Below are 19,784 nucleotides of genomic sequence, written 5' to 3' on the forward strand. Positions count from 1 at the left end.
CGCGTCGCCCGCCGTAGTCGAATACCCGTACCCGCCCAGTCTTGGCCACCCGGGACGGCCCCTCAACCGCAGGACCGCGGGCGGCACCGCGGCGATGGGGAACGGGTTGCGGGGGCACCCGGCTTCGACGCCCGGCGAGCCGTGGGACCGAGGGGCGGTGCCGGGCGGCAGGGGGACGTCCGCCGCCGGGCACCGCAGGGTCGCCTCACCGCTGGACGATCGCGTCGATCCGCGCCAGCTCCTCCGCGTCGAAGTCCAGGTTGCCGATCGCCGCGACGCTGTCCTGGAGCTGCCGCGGGCTGCTCGCGCCGACCAGGGCCGAGGTGACCCGGCCGTCGCGCAGCACCCAGGCCAGGGCCATCCGGGCCAGGGACTGACCACGGGACCTGGCGATGTCGTCGAGGGCGCGCAGCCTGCCCACCAGCTCCTCGGTGACCGCTTCCGAGTCGAGGAACGGGCTGTCGCTCGCCGCCCGCGAGTCCTCCGGGATGCCGTCGAGGTAGCGGGCGGTGAGCAGGCCCTGCTCCAGCGGCGAGTACGCGATGGAACCGACCTGGAGCTCGTCCAGGGTGTCCAGCAGCCCGTCCTCGGGGCGGCGGTCCAGCATCGAGTAGCGCGGCTGGTGGATCAGCAGCGGGGTGCCCAGCTCGCCGAGGATGCGGGCGGCCTCACGGGTCTGCTCCGGGGAGTAGTTGGAGACGCCGACGTACAGCGCCTTGCCCTGCTGGACCGCCGAGTGCAGGGCACCCATCGTCTCCTCCAGCGGAGTGTCCGGGTCCGGGCGGTGCGAGTAGAAGATGTCGACGTGCTCCAGGCCCATCCGCTTCAGGCTCTGGTCGAGCGACGACAGCAGGTACTTGCGCGACCCCCACTCGCCGTACGGGCCGGGCCACATCAGGTAGCCGGCCTTGGTGGAGATGACCAGCTCGTCGCGGTACGGCGCGAAGTCCGCCTTCAGTGCCTCACCGAGGGCGGACTCGGCGGCGCCGGGCGGCGGGCCGTAGTTGTTGGCCAGGTCGAAGTGCGTGACGCCGAGGTCGAAGGCGCGGCGCAGGATGGCGCGTTGGGTGGCGACCGGGCGGTCGGGGCCGAAGTTGTGCCACAGGCCGAGCGACAGCGCGGGCAGCTTCAGTCCGCTGCGTCCGGTGCGGCGGTAGGGCATGGCCTCGTAGCGGTCGGGGGGGGGGCGGTGTACAACGCGACTCCAGAGGGATTGGCGCACGGTGAGCGGTTCCGGGGGAACGGGTCACACTCTCGCGCCACCGGCGGGCAGTGGTCCAACAGAAGAATCCGATGGAATTCAGCGGATACGCTTCTCAATCATGGAACTGCGCCACCTCCGGCACTTCGTCGCTGTCGCCGAGCACCAGCACTTCACCCGGGCGGCGGAACGCCTGATGGTGTCGCAGTCGGGCCTGTCGGCGTCGGTCCGGGCGCTGGAGCGGGAGCTGCGGGCCCCGCTGTTCGTCCGCACCACCCGCCGGGTGACCCTCACGGAGGCCGGGCGTGCCCTGCTGGGCGAGGCCGAGCGGATCCTGGCCCAGGTCCGGGCGGCGCACGAGGCGGTGGCCGCGGTGCAGGGCGTCCTGCGCGGCACGCTGGCGCTCGGCACCGAGCAGTGCATCCCGGGCGTGCAGGTGGCCGGGCTGCTCGCGGCGTTCCGGCGGCGGCACCCGGACGTGGAGATCCGGCTGCGGCAGGCGGGGTCGGGCGCGCTGGCCGAGGAGGTCGCGGCCGGGCGGCTGGACCTGGCCTTCGCCTACCGCGCCGAGACGGACGCCGACCAGCTCCGGTCCGTGCCGCTGACCAGCGAGCCGATGACCGTGCTGTGCCATCCGGACCACCGTCTGGCGTCGCCCGGAGCGGTGCTCACGCCCGACGACCTGGGCGGGGAGGTCTTCGTGGACTTCCACCCGGACTGGGGCCCGCGCCGCACCACCGACGCGGCGTTCTCCGCGGCGGGCGTGCGGCGGACGGTGGCGCTGGAGGTCAACGACGTGCACAGCCTCCTGGACCTGGTCGACGAGAACCTGGGCATCGCGGTCGCGCCCCGACACTTCCGGCACAAGCGTGCGTCGCTGACCGCGCTTCCCCTCAGGACCGCGGCCGGGACGGAGTACGAGACCGCCGCTCTGCTGCCGCCCGAGCCGGCCACCGGCCCGGCGGCCCGGGCTCTGATCGGCCTGCTCGACGCCGGGGGTCCGGAAGCACGCCCTCGGTGACGCGGACGTGAGCGGCATTCCGGACGCGTGCGGGGCGGCGATGCGCGATGGTGGATGCATGCATGCCAAGGACATCCTCATCGACGGCTACGGCCGCATCCAGGAAGAAGTCCACGCCGCCGTCGACGGCCTCGATCCGGACGACCTCAACGCCCGGCCCACCGCCGACACCAACTCCGTCGCCTGGCTCGTCTGGCACCTCAGCCGCGTCCAGGACGACCATGTCGCCGACGCCTTCGACCTCGACCAGGTGTGGCTGTCACAGGGCTGGGAGAAGCGTTTCGGCCTCGATCTGCCGCGCCAGGACACCGGGTACGGGCACACCCCCGCCAAGGTCGCCAAGGTGCGGGTCGACTCCGGTGACCTGCTGACCGGGTACTACGACGCCGTGCACGAGCAGACCCTTCAGGCGCTGCGGGGGCTGGCCGCCAAGGACCTCGAGCGCATCGTGGACGAGCGCTGGGATCCGGCGGTCAGTCTCGGGGTACGGCTGGTGAGCGTTCTGTCCGACGATCTGCAGCACGCCGGACAGGCCGCCTACGTACGGGGGCTGCTTCAGAGCGCGGCCTCGTAACCGGGCAGGACCACGTCCCGGAGGAGGGCGTTGCGCTCGTCGAACGGGATGAACGCGCTCTTGACCGCGTTCACCGTGACGGCGCGCAGGTCCTCGAGCGTCCAGCCCGCCTCCTCGACCAGCAGGGACATCTCCCGGGTCATCGTCGTGCCGGACACCAGACGGTTGTCGGTGTTGAGGGTGACGCGGAAGCCGAGATCCTTCAGGGCGGTGATGGGGTGCTCGGCGATCGAGTCGGCGGCGCCGGTCTGCAGGTTGGAGGTCGGGCACATCTCCAGGGCGATGCGGCGGTCGCGCACCCAGCCGGCCAGACGACCCAGTTTGCCGTCCACGATGTCCTCGGTGATGCGCACGCCGTGGCCGATGCGCTGGGCGCCGCAGACCTGAAGGGCCTGGTGGATGCTCGGCAGGCCGTGCGCCTCACCGGCGTGGATGGTGAACGGGACGCTCTCGCCGCGCAGGTGCTCGAAGGCGGCCAGGTGGTCGGCGGGCGGGAAGCCGTCCTCGGCGCCGGCGATGTCGAAGCCGACGACGCCGGCGTCGCGGTGGGCGACGGCGAGGTCCGCGATCTCACGGGTGCGGTCGAACATGCGCATCCCGCACAGCAGGGTGCCGACACGCACCGGGGTGCCGGCGGTCGCCGCCTTCGCCATGCCGGCGGCGAGCCCCTCCTGCACGGTCCCGACGACCTCGTCCAGTGTCAGGCCGCCCTTGACCATCAGCTCGGGGGCGTAGCGCACCTCGCCGTAGACGACACCGTCCGCGGCGAGGTCGAGGACGTACTCCTCGGCGGTGCGCAGCAGGCCCTCGCGGTTCTGCATCACGGCGAGGGTGTGCTCGAAGGTGGCTATGTAGCGCACCAGGTCGCCGGAGTTCGCGGCGTCGTAGTACCAGGCGGCGAGCTCGTCGGGGTCGGTGGTGGGCAGGGCGTGGCCGACCTCCCGCGCGAGCTCGACGACGGTCGCGGGGCGCAGGCCGCCGTCGAGGTGGTCGTGCAGGACGGCCTTGGGCAGGCGGCGGAGGGTGTCGGTGTCGATGCGCGGGGCGGTCATGTGCGGTGGTTCCTCGGCGGGTTGTTCGTCAGGGGTTACAAGGGGGACTACTCGGCGGGCTGGAGCAGGTCCCAGCGGTTGCCGTACAGGTCCTGGAAGACGGCGACCGTGCCGTACGGCTCGTGCCGCGGCTCCTCCAGGAAGGTGACGCCGGCCGCGGTCATCCGGGCGTGGTCGCGGGCGAAGTCGTCGGTGTGCAGGAAGAAGCCCACGCGTCCGCCGGTCTGGTCGCCGACCCTGCCGCGCTGCGCCTCGTCCTCGGCCCGGGCGAGCAGCAGCCCCGTGCCGTGGCCGCCGTCACCGGGCTCCACCACGACCCACCGGGACCCGTCGCCCCGTGTCTCGTCGGCCACGAGCCGGAACCCCAGGGCCTCGGTGTAGAAGCGGATCGCGGTGTCGTGGTCGTCCACGACGAGGGTGACCAGGGCGATGCGTCTCATGGGGCCTTCCGGGGTGCGGCGTGCGGCAGGGGAGCACCGGGCGTGCACAGGCGTTATACGTAACACGTAGCGTACGGCATACCGCCGGGCGCCCCGGTGTGGGCTGCGCCACCTCCCGAGCCGCTCAGGGATGATGCGGAGTCAGTGCGCCTCGCCCTGGGCGACCTCGACCTCGTGGTGGAAGCCGATGACCCCGGTGGCCGAGGCGCAGGCGGACACCGCGGCGCAGGCGACCAGGAGCGCGGCGGTCCAGCGGGCGGCCCGGCGCGGGGTACCCGGGGCGGCCAGGAGGGCGGCGACCCGCTGGGGCACGGGTCCGGTGGCCGCGGCGGCCGCGAAGGCCGGCCGTTCGCCGGGGGCGGTGCGGGTGGCGAGGGCGGCGCGGCCGATGGCCCGGGCGGTCAGCCGTCGGTCGCCGACCACCGCGGCGGCGGCCTCGTCGGCGGCACGCTCGACCGCGAGCCGGATGACCGGGGCCACGGACCGCAGCCCGGGGTGGCAGAGCGCGGCCAGTTCGGCGACCGCGAGGAAGTAGTGGTGCCCGGCCGCGTTGTGGGCCCGCTCATGGGCGAAGAGGGCCTCGCGCTCGTCGGGGCTGAGGCTGCGCAGCATCCCGGTGGTGACGACGATGCGGTGCGGCCGCCCCGGCAGCGCGTACGCGTCCGGGCGCGGGGAGTCGATCACGCAGAGGTCTCCGGCGGTCAGGCGGCGGTCCGCCTCACTGGTGGCGGCGCGGAACGTCCGGGCCTGCCGCAGCACCGTACGGCACAGGGCCCACAGGCTCACCGTGAGCGCGCCGACGGAGAACGCCGCCGCCGGCACGACGAACAGGTCCGATCCGGCGCGCAGCGGGCGTACCAGGTCGCCGAGCGCCGCGAACAGCGGCAGCTTCAGCAGCCCGGTGAGCACGAAGGCGCCGAGCGCGGTCAGGGAGCAGCAGGCGAGGACGAGCGTGCAGCAGGTCACCGCCCACAGCGCGGCCTGCGGCGCGAGCCGTTCGAGGGCGCGCCGCGCGAGCGGGGGGAGCACGAACGGCAGCGCGAGCGGCAGGAGCAGCAGGAAGGTCACTGCTCACCGGATTCCAGCAGGTCCCGAAGGACGCGCTCGTCGTCTTCGCTGAGCTGGGCGACGAAGCGGGCCAGCACGGTGTGCCGGTCGCTGTCCCGGTCCAGTTCCGTGTGCATGCGCCGCGCGGTGAGCCCGTGGGCGTCCTGGACGGGGAAGTAGGCGTAACCGCGACCCTGACGGCGGCGGTCGACGACGCCCTTCTCGTGCAGCCGGGACAGGATCGTCGTGACCGTCGTGCGGGCGAGGCCGGCGCCGAGGCTCTCCTGCACCTGACCCGGGGTCCGAGGGGCGTCCGCGGCCCACAGGGCGGCCATGACGCCGGCTTCCAGCTCGCCCGCCGGGCGGCGCTCGTCCTTCGCTTCGGCCATGGAACCTTCCTCACCCCGTTCGTCGTCTACATTCCTGTAGACCGTCTACAGGAGTGTAGTCTTCGCGGGTCCGGCCCGGCCGGACCCGCACGTCCATTATGAAAGGGGCTCCCACCCATGGGCGCCGTACCGCGCACCGCCCCGCCGCACCCGGCCCCCGCACCGGGGACGCGGTCGTGAGGCGGGCGGACACGGCCGACCTCGCCGGTTCGGCGGCGCTCGGCGCCCTGGTGGCGTTCGTGCTGCTGGCGCTGACCGTGACCGGGCGCGGCGGCGCCCCGCTGTTCGGCGACGCGGACCTGCTGCACTGGTCGCTCGCCCACCGCCCACCCGCCGCGGTCGCCGCGGCGCGCGCGGTGACGTACACGGGGACCGGCGCCGTCCCCTACCTCCTGGCCGCCACGGCGGGTGTCGTGATGGGCCGCACGGCGCGCCGCCGCACTCTCGCCGCAGCGGCCTGCGCCGGCTGTCTGGCCGGGGGCCAGGCCGTGCGGTACGGGGTGATGTCGCTGGCCGCTCGCCCGCGCCCGGAGCGCTCGGACTGGGTCACGCACGCCTCGGGCTGGTCCTTCCCCTCCGGCCATACGACGACGGCCGCGCTCACCGCCGGGCTGCTGGCGCTCGCGATCCTCCTCCGTGCTCCGCGCGGCAGAGCCGGCTTGCTGGCCGTCGTCCTCACCTGGGGCGTCTCGGTCGGACTGACCCGTGTGTACCTGGGTGTGCACTGGTTCTCCGACGTGCTGGGCGGCTGGCTGCTCGCCGCGGGCTGGCTGGGCCTGTCCACGTACGCGGTCGCGCGGCTGGCCCCACGGATACTCGCGGGCGCCGCGCGGTCCGTGCGGTCACCGACGCCCTGAACGTGCCGTTCGACTGTGTGCTGCTCGGCCTTCTTCTCCCACGGCCGCGGAGATCGCCCGCCGATGGCCAAACGAGCCGCAGCCGAGTGCGTGCGGGCGATCACCAGCCAGGTCCAGAGGTCCGCCGCCTGCGCACCGCGCGGCCGCGGCTTCGTCCACCCGAGCGTCTGCTTCTCCGCCCGCAAGCGTGACGGTGTCGCGAAGGCCTCGCACCCCTCCGGCTGTTGCGGCACGCTCATGTCCACGGCCCCGGTGCGCGCGTCCTTGGTCGGAGCACAGGCTCAAGCCCGGGCCGCCCTCATGTCCGGAGAACGCCCTGGTGAACGGCCAAGTTCCGAGGCATGGTCCGGACCCGGACGATGCACGACAAGCTGAACGCTCACTCCCCCTGACGGTGCAGCACGTCGAGACGGGCCATCTCCTCGGCGGTCAGGCGCAGCCCGCCCGCCGCCACGTTCTCCACCAGGTGGTCCGGGTTTCCGGTACCGGGAATGGCCAGGACGTGCGGGCCCTGCTGGAGGGTCCACGCCAGACGGACCTGGGCGGGGGTGACGCCGTGCGCCCGTGCGACGGCGTCCACCACCTCCGACTCGCCGCCGGCCGGCCCGCGCTCGGCGCCCCTGCCCGCGATGGCGAAGAACGGCACGAACGCGATGCCCTGTTCGCCGCAGATCCGCAGGAGTGCGTCTGCTTCCGGATCGGGCCGGTGGAGCCCGTACTGGTTCTGCACGCACACCACCGGCGCGATCGCCCGCGCCTCGGCGAGGTGGCGGGTGGTGACGTTGGAAATGCCGAGGTGCCGGATCAGCCCGGCGTCGCGCAGTTCTGCGAGCGCGCCGAAGTGCTCGGCGATCGACTCGTACGTGGGCATCCGGCGGAGGTTGACCACGTCCAGGTGGTCGCGGCCGAGCTGCCGCAGGTTCTCCTCGACATGGCCGCGCAGCTGGTCGGGCCGGGCCGAGGTGCCCCACTCCCCGGAGCAGTCGCGGAAGGGGCCGACCTTCGTGGCGATGACCAGGTCGTCCGCATACGGCGCCAGGGCGCTGTTGATGAGTTCGTTCGCGGAGCGCAGCGAGGAGAAGTAGAAGGCGGCCGTGTCGATGTGGTTGACGCCGAGTTCGACGGCCCTGCGCAGCACGGCGACCGACCGCTCACGGTCGCTCGGCGTCCCGAGGTGGAAGGCGGCGCTGCCCGTCAGCCGCATCGCGCCGAAGCCGATGCGGTGGACGGGCAGGTCGCCGAGTTTCCAGGTGCCCGCGGCGTCCGCGGTGATCATCTGCGAGGTCATGGGTGGATCATGCGCACACCCGGGGCAGCGGGGCACGCGCTTTACGGATAGGTGTAGGTGTTCAGGGTGGTGACGGCGGAGGCGGGGTCGCCGAGGTCATAGCGGTCCACGGCCAGGTAGTTGGGCTTCTTGCGGGCGGCCGGCTGGCAGAACCGCCGGGCGCGGTCGGCGAGTTTGGTGTTGTCCGTGCGCGCCGTGGACGCGATCGTCACGTCCCGGAAGTGATTCATGACGAACAGCGGGCGGAAGCCGGGTTCCGTGCGGGTCAGCGGGATGTTCGTGTTCGCGTCGTACCAGCGGCTGTGGCAGGACCAGTCGGAGGACCCGAGGCCCGAGCCCATGGACCAGTAGTTCTCGACGGTCCAGTCCTTCTGGTACATCACGCCGAAGCTGTCGCGGGTGAGTCCGGCAGCCTCGTCGGAGGCGCGGCTGTGGTCGGTGAAGATCAGCAGTCGGTGGTTCTCGGCGATCAGGTCGGCCATCCTCGGCCAGCCGTTCTGCTTCACTCCCGTCCGGTCGGGCCGGTAGAGCACGTCGGACAGGCCGTTCACCCGGGCCAGTTCACCGCGCAGGACCCCTGGATCGACGTAGTCCTCGAGGAAGACGGTGATGACCTGATCGGGGTGGGCCCTGAGGAAGTCCACGATCCGCTGGACGTCCACCCACAGAGCGACCGGGCTGCTGACCAGGGTGCAGCTGTCGTGGCAGAGGATGGCGCCGTCGGGGGTCTGGTGGATGTCCAGCATGAACCCTCGGACGCCGTCGGCGAGTTGCTGGTTGATCCCGCGCGCCTGGTTGGGCACGAGGTTCACGAAGGGCGGGGCGAAGCCGCCGTCGACGCCGTTGGCGTAGGCGTTGTGGGCGGTCAGGAAGGTCACCTGGTCGAGGGTGCGCCGGTCGGCGGACGGCATGGGGCTGGTGGGCGAGGTGACCGGGGTGAGGTACCAGGAGGCGAGGTCGCTCGCGGAGCCGATGGCGAGCTGAGCGGGGTAGTTGGCACCGGGGGCCTTGGCGGCCACGGTCAGGTAGCGGTCGGTTCCGGGTGCCTTGAGGGTGTACCGGTCGCCGCCGGCCGGTGTGATGTCCCAGGCCGCGTCGGCGCTCGCGCAGGCGACGGTACGGGCCTGGTCGCCGGAGCGGCCGAGACAGCTGCCCGCCGCGTCGGCGCTTTCCAGGACGTACGACGGTCCGCTCGCTCTGAGGTTCCACTGCTGGTGGTCCTCGTTGCCCTGGGGGTTGTGCTGTTCGACGGCTCCCCCGTGGTCGGCCGCGCCGAGTCCGGTGGTGACGCTCTGGACGTAGTAGGCACCGGCGGCGGGAGGCGCGGTGGCCGCGGGGGAGGGGGATACCACGGTCGCGGCGGCCAGTGCGCCGGCCGCCGCGAGCAGGGCGTGGGGGGTTCGCATGAGGTGACCCTTCGGTCGAAGGTCAGAATGGTCAGGTGCATGACACCACGTCAGGTGGCAGGACGTCAGGAGGTAAGAGTCTGCACCCGGTGAAATCCGGACCTGTGCCCGCGTGACGCGGCGGCGCGACGCGACCGTCGTCCGCGAACCGCGCCCGCGGGCATCGGAGAATCCCTCCCATGACCACCGCAGCGCACCCTCTTGTCGCCCGTGCCCGACAGCTCGCCGCCGACCTCCTCGCGCCGCAGGCCGAGCGTGTCGACCAGGAGGGCGTGCCCATGAGCCATGTCGAGGCCGTCAAGCGGTCGGGGCTGCTCGGGGTGAGCGCCCCGGTGGAGTACGGCGGCTCGGGCGCGCCCGCCGCGGTGGCCCGGGAGACCGCCGAGATCCTGGCGGGGGCGTGCTGCTCGACGTGGTTCGTGCAGACCCAGCACCACACACCGGTGCTGACCCTGACCCAGAGCGAACCACCGCTGCGGGAACGGCTGCTGGGACCGATGGCGCGCGGGGAGCTCCTGTCGGGGGTGGCGTACGCACATCTGCGGTCGTATCCGCGGATCGCGGTACGGGCCGCGCGGGAGCGGGGCGGCTGGCGGTTCGACGGGACGGTGCCCTGGTACACCGGGTGGGGTCTGAACGACGTGATGCTGCTCGCCGGGGTGACCGAGAGGGGCGAGGCGCTGTTCGCCTTCACCGAGGCGCGCGACCAGCCGGGGCTGCGGGCGTCGGCGCCGCTGCGGCTGGCGGCGCTCACCGCGGCGCGCACGGTCGCGCTGGAGCTGGACGGGCTGTGGCTGCCGGAGGAGGCGGTGGCGCTGCGGACACCGTACGAGCGGTGGGCGGCCACCGACCGGCCGAAGACGGTGAACACGTCACCGGCGGTGTTCGGCGTCGCTGAGGCGGCGCTCGGTCTGCTGGACCACGACACCGCCGCGCCCCTGCGGGCCCGACTCGGCGTGGTGCGGCGCCGGGCCTACGCCCTGGCCGACCGGGCGGCCCCGCACGAGCACCTTCGCGAGCGGCTGGCGCTCAGGACACAGGCGTACGAGGTGATGCGCACGGCCACCACGGCGGCGGTGGTGGCGGGCGGAGGCCGTGCGCTGCTGCTCACCAGCACGGCCCAACGGCTCGCCCGCGAGGGGATGTTCCTGCTGGTGCAGGGCCAGACGGCCGAGTCGCGCCGGGCCCATCTCGGCCATCTGGCGGCCCGGGGATCAACTCGCGCAGGGGACCTGTGAGGCGCTGCTCGTCCCGGTGCCGCGCGCGTTCCGTGCCAGGCCTCCGCCGACGCGGGTGGAGGTGGTCGCCACGCAGCGGGACGACATCCACCGGAGCCTGCTGGAAGGCGGTTCGACCCGGGCCCGGTACACCGCCTCCCGGGCGACGGCATGCGGGCCGGCTTCGGCAGCGCGGAACTGCTCCGGGGACGGCCGGTGGTGTGCCTGCGCCCGGACAGTCCGCCGACGGCCCTGCCGGCCGTTCCGGTCGCGGACCTGCCGGCCGAGCCGCTCGTCGCCACCTGCCGGCCGCTCGCCGACGACACCACCACTCGGGCGCTGCTGATGCTGCGGAGTCGGCGCCGAGGGCGGCTCGGGACCTGTACGAGGCGTTCCTCCGTTGGGGGGCCGGGGGCCGGGGCCTGCTCCGGAGGCCGCGCCGGAGCAGACCCCGGCGCGCAATGCCGACCGGCAGCGCTCCGTCGCCGGGTTCCGCCGCGTCGCCGGGTTCGGGGGTGTCCCACCCCCGGTGACCGGCCCTCAGTTCTGCTCGCGGTCGCGGACCGGGACCACCACCAGGAACGCGTCCGAGTTCAGGTCCATGACCACCTTGGCGGGCTCGCCCTCGGCGCGGCGCCGCGCCGCGTACTCCTCCGCCGGCCAGGATCCGCGGGGAGCTCCCGCGGGAAACCGCTCCAGCACCTTCGCGCCCATAGTGGTCGGCACCTCCGGATTCGATCATGGACTCCAACCGACGGCTCTCCTGTGTGTCGCCTGCCCGGAGGAGACGCCGACATGTCTGTCTCGCGGAAAGTATCCCTTCGCCGCATCCGGCAGTGCGCGTTCCGTGGAAGTGATCCCTGAGGGGGAGCAATCCCCGACAGCAATCCGACCGGAAGGAGCCACGTCCGATGAACGCAGGCCGAACCGAGACCGGGCTGCGCTGCCTGGTGACCGGCGCCACGGGTTACATCGGCGGCCGGCTCGTCCCGGAACTGCTCGCCGCGGGCCATCGGGTGCGCTGTCTGGCCCGCTCTCCGGGGAAGCTGAGCGGTCATCCGTGGGCGGGCGAGGTGGAGGTGGTGGCCGGAGACGTCACGCGGGCCCGGTCCGTGGCCGACGCGCTGGGCGGCATCGACGTCGCGTACTACCTGGTGCACGCCCTGGGCGCCGGCCGCGACTTCGAGGAGACGGACCGCACGGCCGCCCGGATCTTCGGTGAGCAGGCCCGGGCCGCGGGTGTGCGGCGCATCGTCTACCTCGGCGGTCTCACCCCGGCGGGCGTGCCCGAGCGTGAACTGTCCCCCCATCTGCGGTCGCGGTCCGAGGTCGGCCGCATCCTGCTGGGCTCCGGTGTTCCCACCACCGTGCTGCGGGCCGCCGTCATCATCGGCTCGGGTTCGGCCTCCTTCGAGATGCTGCGCTATCTCACCGAGCGCCTGCCCGTCATGGTCACCCCGCGCTGGGTTCGCACCCGGATCCAGCCGATCGCCGTGCGGGACGTGCTGCGGACCCTGGTCGGCAGCGCGTCGATGCCGGGCGACGTGAACCGCGCCTTCGACATCGGAGGGCCGGAGGTGATGACGTACCACGACATGATGGTCAGATACGCGGCGGTCGCGGGCCTTCCGCGCCGGGTCATCGTCTCTCTCCCGGTCCTCTCCCCGCGCCTGTCCAGTCTCTGGATCGGCCTGGTGACCCCCGTGCCCCCGTCGATCGCGCGGCCCCTCACCGAGTCACTGCGCCATGAGGTCGTCTGCCGCGACCGCGACATCGAGCGGTACGTCCCCGTCCCCGCGTCGGGCCCGATCGGATTCGACGAGGCGGTCCGGCTGGCCCTGCAGCGGGTGCGGGACGCCCAGGTCGCCACCCGCTGGTCGTCGGCCTCGCCGCCCGGCGCGCCCAGCGATCCGCTCCCGACCGACCCCGACTGGGCGGGCGGCAGCCTCTACACGGACCGGCGCGAACTGACGGTCGACGCCCCACGCGAGGCCCTCTGGCGAGTCGTCGAAGGCATCGGTGGCGAGAACGGGTGGTACTCCTTCCCCCTGGCCTGGGCGGCACGGGGCCGGCTCGACCGGCTGGTCGGAGGCGTCGGACTGCGCAGGGGACGACGTGACGCGCAGCGTCTACGGGCCGGTGACTCACTGGACTTCTGGCGGGTCGAGGAAATCGAACCCGGGCATCTGCTGCGCCTGCGGGCCGAGATGCGACTGCCGGGCCTCGCCTGGCTGGAGCTGTACGCCGAGCAGGACGAGAGCGGGCGGACCCGGTACCGCCAGCGGGCCCTGTTCCATCCGCACGGACTGCTCGGCCACGCCTACTGGTGGGCTGTCTCACCCTTTCACGCCCTCGTGTTCGGCGGTATGGCACGCAACATCGCACGGGCCGCCGCCAGGACCCCGGACACCGATCGGGCGAAGCCTCCCTCCTCCCCGTGATGTCCGCGCCGCCCCGGAGCGGGCCCGCGGCCGACCCACTCTTTCCCGGAGTTCGCTTCATGAACGTCTCGGTCGTCCTGTTCACCTCCGACCTGCGTCTGCACGACCACCCACCGCTACGGGCCGCCCTGGCCCGCTCCGGCCAGGTGGTTCCCCTCTTCGTACGCGACCGGGGAGTGGCGGCCGCCGGGTTCGCAGTTCCCAACCGGCTGGCGTTCCTCGCCGACTGTCTGCACGACCTCGACGCGGGCCTGCGCGCCCGGGGCGGACGTCTCGTCGTCCGCTCCGGGGACGTGGTCGACGAGGTGTGCCGGGCGGTCACCGAGGTGGGCGCGTCAGAGGTGCACCTGGCGGCGGACGTCAGCGCCTACGCGCAGCGCCGGGAGGCACGGCTGCGGCGGGAACTGGAGACCGTGCGGTGCCGGCTGCTCGTGCACGACACCGTGAACACCGTCGTGCCGCCGGGTGCCGTGACTCCGGTCGCTTCCGACCACTTCGCCGTCTTCACCCCGTACTTCCGGCGGTGGTCCGGGCAGCCGCTGCGCGACGGCTTCGGCGCGCCGCGTGCCGTACGGGTGCCGGACGGTGCCGGATCGGAGGAGCTTCCCGTACGGGAACCACGTACAGCGGTCCCGGAAGGGCTGCCCGCCGGTGGTGAGACGGAGGGCAGAAAGCGGCTCACGGCGTGGCTGCGCGGTGGTCTCGCCTCCTACGGGGACCGGCAGGACGACCTGGCGGCCGACGCGACCTCCCGGCTGTCACCCCATCTGCACTTCGGCACCCTCTCCCCCGTCGAGGTGGTCCACCGGGTGCGGCAGGCGGGCGGCCCGGGTGCCGAGGCCTTCGTACGGCAGCTGGCGTGGCGGGACTTCCACCGTCAGGTGCTCGCAGCGCGGCCGGGCGCGGCCACCGCCGACTACCGCGCGCGAGGAGACCGCTGGCGGCCCGAACGCGCGGCACGCGCGGACGTCGAGGCGTGGCGGGAAGGCCGTACGGGCTATCCGGTGATCGACGCCGCGATGCGGCAGCTGTGGCACGAAGGCTGGATGCCGGGCCGGTCCCGGCTGCTGGCCGCCGGCTTCCTCACCAAGACCCTGTACGTGGACTGGCGCGTCGGGGCCCGCCACTTCCTGCGGCTCCTGGTCGACGGCGATGTCGCCAGCAACCAGCTCAACTGGCAGTGGATCGCCGGAACAGGCACCGACACTCGGCCCAACCGGGTCCTGAACCCCGTCGTCCAGGCCCGGCGGCACGACCCGGACGGCGCGTACGTCCGCCGCTGGGTGCCGGAACTCGCCGGGCTCGGCGGGGCCTCGGTGCACGAGCCATGGCGACTGCGGGGCCGGGAGCGGAGCGCGTGCTCCGCCTACCCGGATCCGATTGTCGACCTGTCCGAGGGCCTGGCCCGGTTCAGACGGGCCCGCGGACTGGAGTGAAGTCTTCCAGCCCCGCAGAGCCCGCAGCACCGTCATCGGCGCACTCGCCGTGGTGCGGGGTGTCCTCTGCGCGGGCGCGGCGGCGAAGAGCCCACCTCGCCCGTGACGGGAACCCGTCGACCGGTCCGCGGCCGCGGACGGGAGGCCGGTCCGCAGCCTCGGACCGGCCTCCCGGCGTCTTCGCGACGGATCGTCGTGGCACGCCCGCCGGGCGGCGGGCTCCGTCGTCGGAGGTGCCGTGGGCCCGCACACCGGTGCGATGGTCCGAGCCGTCAGTGCGTGGGTGACGGCCGGGGTGGACGTCCGCGGTGTCACGGGGCCGCGTCCCTTGGGCGTTCGCGGCGGTCGGGGGTCGCGCAGGTCGTCGGGCGGCCCGGGGAGTCGCTACGGGGGGTGGCCCCTCGGGCGGGTCCGCCCCCCGTACACCTCGCTCAGCTCACGCTGAGCGCCGTGTCGTCGAGGACGAACGACGTCTGGAGGGTGGATCCCTCGGTGCCGGTGAACTTGAGGGTGATGGTCTGTCCGGCGTAGCTCGCGAGGTCGAAGCTGCGCTGGGTGTAGCCGCTTGCGGCATCGAGGTTGGAGTACGTCGCCAGGGTGCTCAGGACGGTGCCTGAGCTGCCGAGGACCTGGACCTTGAGCGTGTCGTAGGCCGTGCTGGTGGTGGTTTCCGCCGTGTCGACGTGCAGGTAGAAGCTCAGGGCGGCGGAGGTGCAGGCGGACGGGATGGTCACCGTCTGGGAGAGGGTGTCGGTGTGCGCGGAGCCGTAGCCGTCCAGCCAGGCGTAGTACGAGCCCGTGCGGGGCGACTCGCCGCCGGAATTGGTGATGACGCCGCTGGTGGCGCTCCAGGTGGTGTTGCCGGACTCGAAGCCGTTGTTGCCGAGGAGCTGGGCGGCGGTGCAGGAGGTGGAGCCACCGCCGCCGGTTCCCCCGCCGCTGCTGCCGCCCGCCCCGGAGAGCCACTCGGTGGCGTTCAGGGCCAGGGCGGCGTTGGTGGCGCCGGAGTCGTTCCAGCCGTCGTACAGGGTGTTGCCGGACTGGCCGGTGCCGTCGTCGATGGGCGAGCTGTCGCCCCAGAAGGCGACGCGGCCGCTGCCGAAGGTGCTGGTCAGGAAGAAGGCCCCGGTGTTGCCCGAGTAGCCGCTGCGGTAGAGCAGGCCCTTGACGGAGGAGTTGTCGGAGGGCTTGAGGGTGGCGGTGGTGCCGTTGGCGATGAGGCTCTTGGTGACGGTGCCGAAGGAGCCGTGCAGGACCGGGTCGGTGCCGTCGCTGATCGCGGCGGGGTAGCCGGAGGTGATGTTCAGCGAGTCGATCGAGAAGCCGAACGGGTCGGCGGAGTCGACGCTGTTGTTGGTCATCAGGTCGTTCAGGATCCGGACCGCGTCATAGCCGTCGTTGTTGCGGTCGGCGCCGGTGTGATCGGAGATCATGAACAGACCTCCGCCGTTCTTGACGAAGTTCATGATCGCCGTCTTCTCGGCGGTGGTGAAGAGGGTGTTCGGTTCGGGCAGGACCAGGGTGTCGAAGTTCTTCAGGTCCAGCGCGGAGGAGCCGCCGTAGCTGAGGCCGGAGCCCGACGGCAGGGTCTTGAGGCTGTAGTTGCCCGTCCCCTGCAGGGCGACGCCCCAGGAGGAGAGGGCTCCGGTCCAGTCCGTCTCGGCGGACGGGGAGGCGTCCTCGCCGAGGGGGTCGGGCTGGCTGGTGGAGATGATCCAGTCGGCGTTGCCGGCGGTCTCCGCGTGTGCGTTGTCGAACAGGACGCGGTGCGGGGTGGCCGCGTGGGCCTCGGTCGCGGCCGTGGTGGCCTGGACGGCGGTGCCCGTCGCGAGCAGGCCGCACACGGTGAGGACCGTGGCAAGTCTGCGGCGGGGTCTGGTGAGTCCGAGCATCCGGCTGACCTCCATGGGGAGTTGGGGAGAGGAGCGGTGCGGGTGCCAGTCTGCGCGCGTAGAGGTTCCGCTACGGGTCTGCGCGCGTAGAGTTCCTTCATACGCCGCCCGTACGACGGACTGTTGAACGGTACATGACATGACGGGGGCTGACCACGCGAACGCCCTCCCGGCAGACCGAGGATTGACCCTCCGTTGACCGTGGGTTGAAGAGGAAAGGACTGATGCCGCACAGGGCGGGCACATGTCATACAACAGGAACTTCACAAAGAGGGGCGGAGATGGAGATCTCGGGCATCATCAGTGCCATCGTCATCGGGCTCATCATCGGCGTCCTGGGGCGGCTCGTCGTCCCCGGACGCCAGCACATCGGCATCCTGTGGACGATCGTCGTCGGCATCGTGGCCGCGCTGATCGGCGCGGCGATCGCCAATGCGTTCGGCGTCTCCGACACCAACGGCGTCGACTGGATCGAGTGGCTCATCCAGATCGCTCTCGCCGCGGTGGGCGTCGCCGCACTGGACCGGGCCAAGACGGCCCACTGAAGGAACGTCGCCGAACGTCCGTCCCGGGGTGCACGCCCCGCGGATGCCGTCCGATGCGACCCGATGAGGCCGACCGGGCCGTGCGTCACGCCCGGCCGGCCTCTCACGCGTGATCAGCGACAGCTCATGGGCCGCCGGCTCCCCCGGCCGGACTCGCGGGCGGCTGCCACGGCCCGTGCGGTGTCGCGCTTTCGGCCAGGGCGGACGACGTCTCCCGCCGACCGGGGCTCGTCCACGTAGGGCGTAGTCGTGCTCAGGGTCGAAGCCGAGGCGGTGGAGGAGGGGGCGCCTCCGATCGGAGGCGCCGACCGGGAGGCAGCGGTAGCCGCGGTCCGCGACGGTGCGCACGGTGGGCGACGAGAGCGCGGTGGATTCCGCCTCCCCGCCGGTCCTCGGCCGTGCCACCGCCCCACGGACCGGCGAACCGCGCGCCCGGCGCGGCGGTGCCGCAGACCCCGCCGCCGGCCTGTACGCCGGGGCCTCCTCGACGCGCTCGGGTCCGCTAGCGGGTCGCCGACGACCGAAAGCGCCGGTACAGCAGCGTCCCGCCGAGCAGCAGGGCCCCGCTTCCCGCGAGCGCGGGCAGGGTCGCGTCCGCGCCCGTGTGCGCGAGGCTGACCGCCGCATACCGGGCGGTCCGCGGCGTCCGCACGGGGGTGTGCGCCTTCGGCGGTACGGCGGGGCGGGCGGTGCTCGAGGTGTTGGTGGAGGAGTTGCCCACCGACGCGTTGCCGGCCCCGGCCACGCCGACCGAGTTGCCGGTGACGTTCACCGGGAGGTCGACCGGGAGGTGCAGGCCGTTGCCCGCGAGCACGCCGGAGGAATCCTTTCCGGCGGCGTGCGCGGAGGCGCCGCCCACGGGCACCTGTCGCCGCCCGACGCGGGACGGGCCCGCGCCCCCGTTCCCGCAGGCGTTTCCCGCCGCCGGGTTCAGCAGCCCCAGGACGTCCACGGTGTTGCCGCACACGTTGACCGGCACGTGCACCGGGACCTGGAGGGTGCTGCCGGAGATCAGCCCGGGCGAACCCGCCGCGGCGCCGTCCGCCGCGGAGTCCGCGTGCGCCGGCAGCGCCACGGCCATCGCCCCCGAGGCGGCGGCCACGGCGATCAAACCATTCCGGGTGACCCGATTCATAGGTTCCCTGCCTTCCAGACATGGTCGCGAGCACTCGCCCGCACCCCGTAAAACGCGGACGAACCATCCGAGTTATGGCTTATCTGCCTTTCACTCCATCGAGTGGCTCGGTCGTCGAACTGGTGAGACCGCCGCCGCGCGCCGGCGCAGGGTACGGCACCACCGTCCCTTCCGCCTGTCCGCAGGCGCGCTCCGCAGGGCCCGCCTATGGTGATCGCAGGGGTCCGCAGGAACCGCAGCCGGGCGTCCCGGGAGGCACCATGCTGTGCACGCGACCATGCCACGGGCGCGCCGCGGCGGCGGCCACGACCGCGGTGCTGGCCCTGCTGGGTGCGGCGCTGCCGGGGGCGGCCCCGGCCGAGAAGAGCCCCGACCTGTCGCGCTTCTACCGCCAGAGGATCACCTGGTCCGCCTGCCGCGGCGACGGCATGCCCAGGGACCTGCAGTGCGGAAAGGTGACGGTGCCGCTCGACTACGCCCGTCCCGGCGCCGGGACGCTCGACCTCGCGATGGCCCGCTACCGGGCGACCGGCAGGTCCCGGGGTTCCGTACTGCTGGACTTCGGCGGCCCCGGCGGTGCGGGAATCCCCCGACTCGCCGTCAACGGACGGGAGTTCTCGCTGCTCACGAAAGGCCACGACGTCGTGACGTTCGATCCGCGGGGCGTCGGGCGGTCCTCTCCCGTCAGCTGCGGCGCGGGCACGGACGAGGACCCGGACGCCACGGACCGCCCCGCCGACGCGAGCGACCCGCGGGCCGCCCTGGAACAGGTGCGCCGGACGGCCGAGCGGTGCACCCGGCACTCCGGGCCGGTGCTCGCGCACATGGGCACCGTCAACGCCTCACGCGACCTCGACGTGATGCGCCAGGCCCTCGGCGACAGCAGGCTGAACTACCTCGGCTTCTCCTACGGCACCCGGCTGGGCGCCGTGTACGCGGCGCAGTTTCCGCAGAAGGTGGGCCGGATGGTGCTCGACGGAGTGGACACGCTCACCGAACCGCTGACCGAGCAGGGGCTGGCCGCCGCGCGCGGGCAGCAGAGGGCGCTGGAGGACTTCCTGGGCTGGTGCGTCAGGGACGTGGCCTGCCCGTTCGGACGGGACGCCCGCTCGGCCCGGCGGCAGGTCGTCCAGCTCGTCGAGGCACTGGACAAGGACCCGGTGCCCACCGAGCTGGGCCTGCCGTTCACGGGGCAGGACCTGGCCGGCGCGATCGGGCAGGCCCTGTTCAGCGAGCGGCTGTGGCCGTCGCTGGAGCAGGCGCTGTCCCGGCTGGTACTGGAGGGCGATCCGAGCGGGCTCGCGCGATTCACCGCCGGCGGCGCGGGCGTGCCCGGCGGTCCCCGGTCGGGCGGCCGGCTCGTCGACCCGGAGGACGTGCCCGCCGACAACTTCCCCGCCGCGCTGACGGCGATCGACTGCGCGGACGACCCGGACCGGCCGGGCGCCGACCGGATCACCGAGGACATCGCCCGGCTGCGCGGCCCGTACGAGAAGGCCTCGCCGGTCTTCGGACGGCACCGGCTCACCCAGGTGCTGATGTGCTACGGGCGGCCCAGGGGGACCGATTTCATCCGCGAGAAGGTCAGGGACGTCCGTACCGCGAAGATGCTGCTCGTCGGCACCCGGGGGGACCCGGCGACCCCGTACCGCTGGACCTTGGAGACCGCGCGGCGCCTCGGCTCCTCGGCGGTGGTGCTCGACAACAGGGGCGAGGGGCACACCGGTTACGGGAACTCGCGGTGCGTGCACGACAAGGTCGACTCGTTCCTGCTGTACGGCGAACTGCCGCCGAACGGCAGCTCCTGCGGCCCGGAACCGCCCCCCTGAGCCGGGCTCGGAAG

At 73.0% G+C, this 19,784-nt stretch carries 18 protein-coding genes; 8 read left to right on the forward strand and 10 right to left on the reverse strand.

From position 1 onward, the window contains the following. Nucleotides 1-205: 205 nt before the first annotated feature. The gene (gene mgrA / locus AC5WS8_RS01260) at nt 206-1,222 is read right to left on the reverse strand and encodes an L-glyceraldehyde 3-phosphate reductase (RefSeq protein ID WP_496101355.1); all 1,017 of its coding nucleotides are present in this window, start codon (nt 1,220-1,222) and stop codon (nt 206-208) included. Nucleotides 1,223-1,322: 100 nt separating this feature from the next. Between mgrA and AC5WS8_RS01265 the strand changes: the two genes are divergently transcribed. Next, nucleotides 1,323-2,222, forward strand: a complete 900-nt coding sequence (locus AC5WS8_RS01265; protein WP_496101356.1) for a LysR family transcriptional regulator — start codon at nt 1,323-1,325, stop codon at nt 2,220-2,222. A gap of 58 nt (nt 2,223-2,280) precedes the next feature. Continuing rightward, nucleotides 2,281-2,796: a mycothiol transferase gene (locus AC5WS8_RS01270; RefSeq protein ID WP_496101357.1), complete on the forward strand. Its 516-nt coding sequence runs from the start codon at nt 2,281-2,283 to the stop codon at nt 2,794-2,796. Here AC5WS8_RS01270 and AC5WS8_RS01275 read toward each other — a convergent pair. The 4 genes from AC5WS8_RS01275 to AC5WS8_RS01290 form a co-directional block, all read right to left on the reverse strand. Beyond that, entirely contained in the window at nt 2,778-3,848 is a 1,071-nt protein-coding gene (locus tag AC5WS8_RS01275) for an adenosine deaminase (RefSeq protein ID WP_496101358.1), read from the reverse strand. The genes AC5WS8_RS01270 and AC5WS8_RS01275 overlap by 19 nt on opposite strands. Before the next feature lie 47 nt (nt 3,849-3,895). Continuing rightward, a complete protein-coding gene (locus tag AC5WS8_RS01280) occupies nt 3,896-4,288 on the reverse strand; it encodes a VOC family protein (protein WP_496101359.1) in 393 nt (130 codons plus the stop codon). A 141-nt stretch (nt 4,289-4,429) separates the two neighbouring features. Next, nucleotides 4,430-5,356 carry a M48 family metalloprotease gene (locus AC5WS8_RS01285; protein WP_496101360.1) on the reverse strand — a complete coding sequence of 309 codons (927 nt, stop codon included), beginning with the start codon at nt 5,354-5,356 and terminating at the stop codon, nt 4,430-4,432. Further along, nucleotides 5,353-5,724 (reverse strand): BlaI/MecI/CopY family transcriptional regulator, encoded by a 372-nt coding sequence (locus AC5WS8_RS01290; protein WP_496101361.1) that lies wholly within the window; start codon nt 5,722-5,724, stop codon nt 5,353-5,355. Before AC5WS8_RS01290 ends, AC5WS8_RS01285 begins: the two co-directional genes overlap by 4 nt. A gap of 176 nt (nt 5,725-5,900) precedes the next feature. On the opposite strand from AC5WS8_RS01290, the gene AC5WS8_RS01295 reads away from it, so the two are divergent. Continuing rightward, complete coding sequence (locus AC5WS8_RS01295) at nt 5,901-6,581, forward strand: phosphatase PAP2 family protein (RefSeq protein WP_496101362.1); 681 nt, start codon at nt 5,901-5,903, stop codon at nt 6,579-6,581. Between the two features lie 379 nt (nt 6,582-6,960). On the opposite strand, the gene AC5WS8_RS01300 is transcribed toward AC5WS8_RS01295, so the two are convergent. Both AC5WS8_RS01300 and AC5WS8_RS01305 read right to left on the reverse strand, forming a co-directional pair. Next, nucleotides 6,961-7,869, reverse strand: coding sequence for an oxidoreductase (locus AC5WS8_RS01300; protein WP_496101363.1), 909 nt, complete (start codon nt 7,867-7,869; stop codon nt 6,961-6,963). A gap of 41 nt (nt 7,870-7,910) precedes the next feature. Then, nucleotides 7,911-9,275: a phosphoinositide-specific phospholipase C-related protein gene (locus tag AC5WS8_RS01305; RefSeq protein WP_496101364.1), complete on the reverse strand. Its 1,365-nt coding sequence runs from the start codon at nt 9,273-9,275 to the stop codon at nt 7,911-7,913. Nucleotides 9,276-9,454: 179 nt separating this feature from the next. On the opposite strand from AC5WS8_RS01305, the gene AC5WS8_RS01310 reads away from it, so the two are divergent. After that, nucleotides 9,455-10,513: an acyl-CoA dehydrogenase family protein gene (locus AC5WS8_RS01310; protein WP_496101365.1), complete on the forward strand. Its 1,059-nt coding sequence runs from the start codon at nt 9,455-9,457 to the stop codon at nt 10,511-10,513. 519 nt (nt 10,514-11,032) lie between these two features. On the opposite strand, the gene AC5WS8_RS01315 is transcribed toward AC5WS8_RS01310, so the two are convergent. Next, nucleotides 11,033-11,206, reverse strand: coding sequence for a DUF8839 family protein (locus AC5WS8_RS01315; RefSeq protein ID WP_496101912.1), 174 nt, complete (start codon nt 11,204-11,206; stop codon nt 11,033-11,035). A gap of 197 nt (nt 11,207-11,403) precedes the next feature. Here AC5WS8_RS01315 and AC5WS8_RS01320 point away from each other — a divergent pair, with 197 nt between their 5' ends. Beyond that, complete coding sequence (locus AC5WS8_RS01320; RefSeq protein WP_496101366.1) at nt 11,404-12,933, forward strand: SDR family oxidoreductase; 1,530 nt, start codon at nt 11,404-11,406, stop codon at nt 12,931-12,933. Nucleotides 12,934-12,992: 59 nt separating this feature from the next. After that, the gene (locus tag AC5WS8_RS01325; protein WP_496101367.1) at nt 12,993-14,369 is read left to right on the forward strand and encodes a cryptochrome/photolyase family protein; all 1,377 of its coding nucleotides are present in this window, start codon (nt 12,993-12,995) and stop codon (nt 14,367-14,369) included. Between the two features lie 431 nt (nt 14,370-14,800). On the opposite strand, the gene AC5WS8_RS01330 is transcribed toward AC5WS8_RS01325, so the two are convergent. Further along, complete coding sequence (locus AC5WS8_RS01330) at nt 14,801-16,261, reverse strand: hydrolase (protein ID WP_496101368.1); 1,461 nt, start codon at nt 16,259-16,261, stop codon at nt 14,801-14,803. A 281-nt stretch (nt 16,262-16,542) separates the two neighbouring features. On the opposite strand from AC5WS8_RS01330, the gene AC5WS8_RS01335 reads away from it, so the two are divergent. After that, nucleotides 16,543-16,806: a GlsB/YeaQ/YmgE family stress response membrane protein gene (locus tag AC5WS8_RS01335; RefSeq protein ID WP_496101369.1), complete on the forward strand. Its 264-nt coding sequence runs from the start codon at nt 16,543-16,545 to the stop codon at nt 16,804-16,806. Nucleotides 16,807-17,308: 502 nt separating this feature from the next. Here the strand turns inward: AC5WS8_RS01335 and AC5WS8_RS01340 are convergent. Next, nucleotides 17,309-17,941, reverse strand: a complete 633-nt coding sequence (locus AC5WS8_RS01340; RefSeq protein WP_496101370.1) for a chaplin — start codon at nt 17,939-17,941, stop codon at nt 17,309-17,311. 260 nt (nt 17,942-18,201) lie between these two features. Here AC5WS8_RS01340 and AC5WS8_RS01345 point away from each other — a divergent pair, with 260 nt between their 5' ends. Next, on the forward strand, nt 18,202-19,770 hold the full coding sequence (locus tag AC5WS8_RS01345; protein WP_496101371.1) for an alpha/beta fold hydrolase: 1,569 nt from the start codon (nt 18,202-18,204) through the stop codon (nt 19,768-19,770). The last annotated feature ends 14 nt before the right edge of the window (nt 19,771-19,784 follow it).

It is taken from the genome of Streptomyces sp. PTL18, assembly GCF_059510295.1.

Bases quoted from the DNA above. Each gene is read 5' to 3' on its own strand.
- AC5WS8_RS01315 (WP_496101912.1), bottom strand. From the start codon at position 11,206: ATGGGCGCGAAGGTGCTGGAGCGGTTTCCCGCGGGAGCTCCCCGCGGA.
- AC5WS8_RS01265 (WP_496101356.1), top strand. From the start codon at position 1,323: ATGGAACTGCGCCACCTCCGGCACTTCGTCGCTGTCGCCGAGCACCAG.
- AC5WS8_RS01340 (WP_496101370.1), bottom strand. From the start codon at position 17,941: ATGAATCGGGTCACCCGGAATGGTTTGATCGCCGTGGCCGCCGCCTCG.
- AC5WS8_RS01310 (WP_496101365.1), top strand. From the start codon at position 9,455: ATGACCACCGCAGCGCACCCTCTTGTCGCCCGTGCCCGACAGCTCGCC.
- AC5WS8_RS01335 (WP_496101369.1), top strand. From the start codon at position 16,543: ATGGAGATCTCGGGCATCATCAGTGCCATCGTCATCGGGCTCATCATC.
- AC5WS8_RS01300 (WP_496101363.1), bottom strand. From the start codon at position 7,869: ATGACCTCGCAGATGATCACCGCGGACGCCGCGGGCACCTGGAAACTC.
- AC5WS8_RS01345 (WP_496101371.1), top strand. From the start codon at position 18,202: ATGCTGTGCACGCGACCATGCCACGGGCGCGCCGCGGCGGCGGCCACG.
- AC5WS8_RS01325 (WP_496101367.1), top strand. From the start codon at position 12,993: ATGAACGTCTCGGTCGTCCTGTTCACCTCCGACCTGCGTCTGCACGAC.
- AC5WS8_RS01330 (WP_496101368.1), bottom strand. From the start codon at position 16,261: ATGCTCGGACTCACCAGACCCCGCCGCAGACTTGCCACGGTCCTCACC.
- AC5WS8_RS01270 (WP_496101357.1), top strand. From the start codon at position 2,281: ATGCATGCCAAGGACATCCTCATCGACGGCTACGGCCGCATCCAGGAA.
- AC5WS8_RS01280 (WP_496101359.1), bottom strand. From the start codon at position 4,288: ATGAGACGCATCGCCCTGGTCACCCTCGTCGTGGACGACCACGACACC.
- AC5WS8_RS01305 (WP_496101364.1), bottom strand. From the start codon at position 9,275: ATGCGAACCCCCCACGCCCTGCTCGCGGCGGCCGGCGCACTGGCCGCC.
- AC5WS8_RS01320 (WP_496101366.1), top strand. From the start codon at position 11,404: ATGAACGCAGGCCGAACCGAGACCGGGCTGCGCTGCCTGGTGACCGGC.
- AC5WS8_RS01275 (WP_496101358.1), bottom strand. From the start codon at position 3,848: ATGACCGCCCCGCGCATCGACACCGACACCCTCCGCCGCCTGCCCAAG.
- AC5WS8_RS01290 (WP_496101361.1), bottom strand. From the start codon at position 5,724: ATGGCCGAAGCGAAGGACGAGCGCCGCCCGGCGGGCGAGCTGGAAGCC.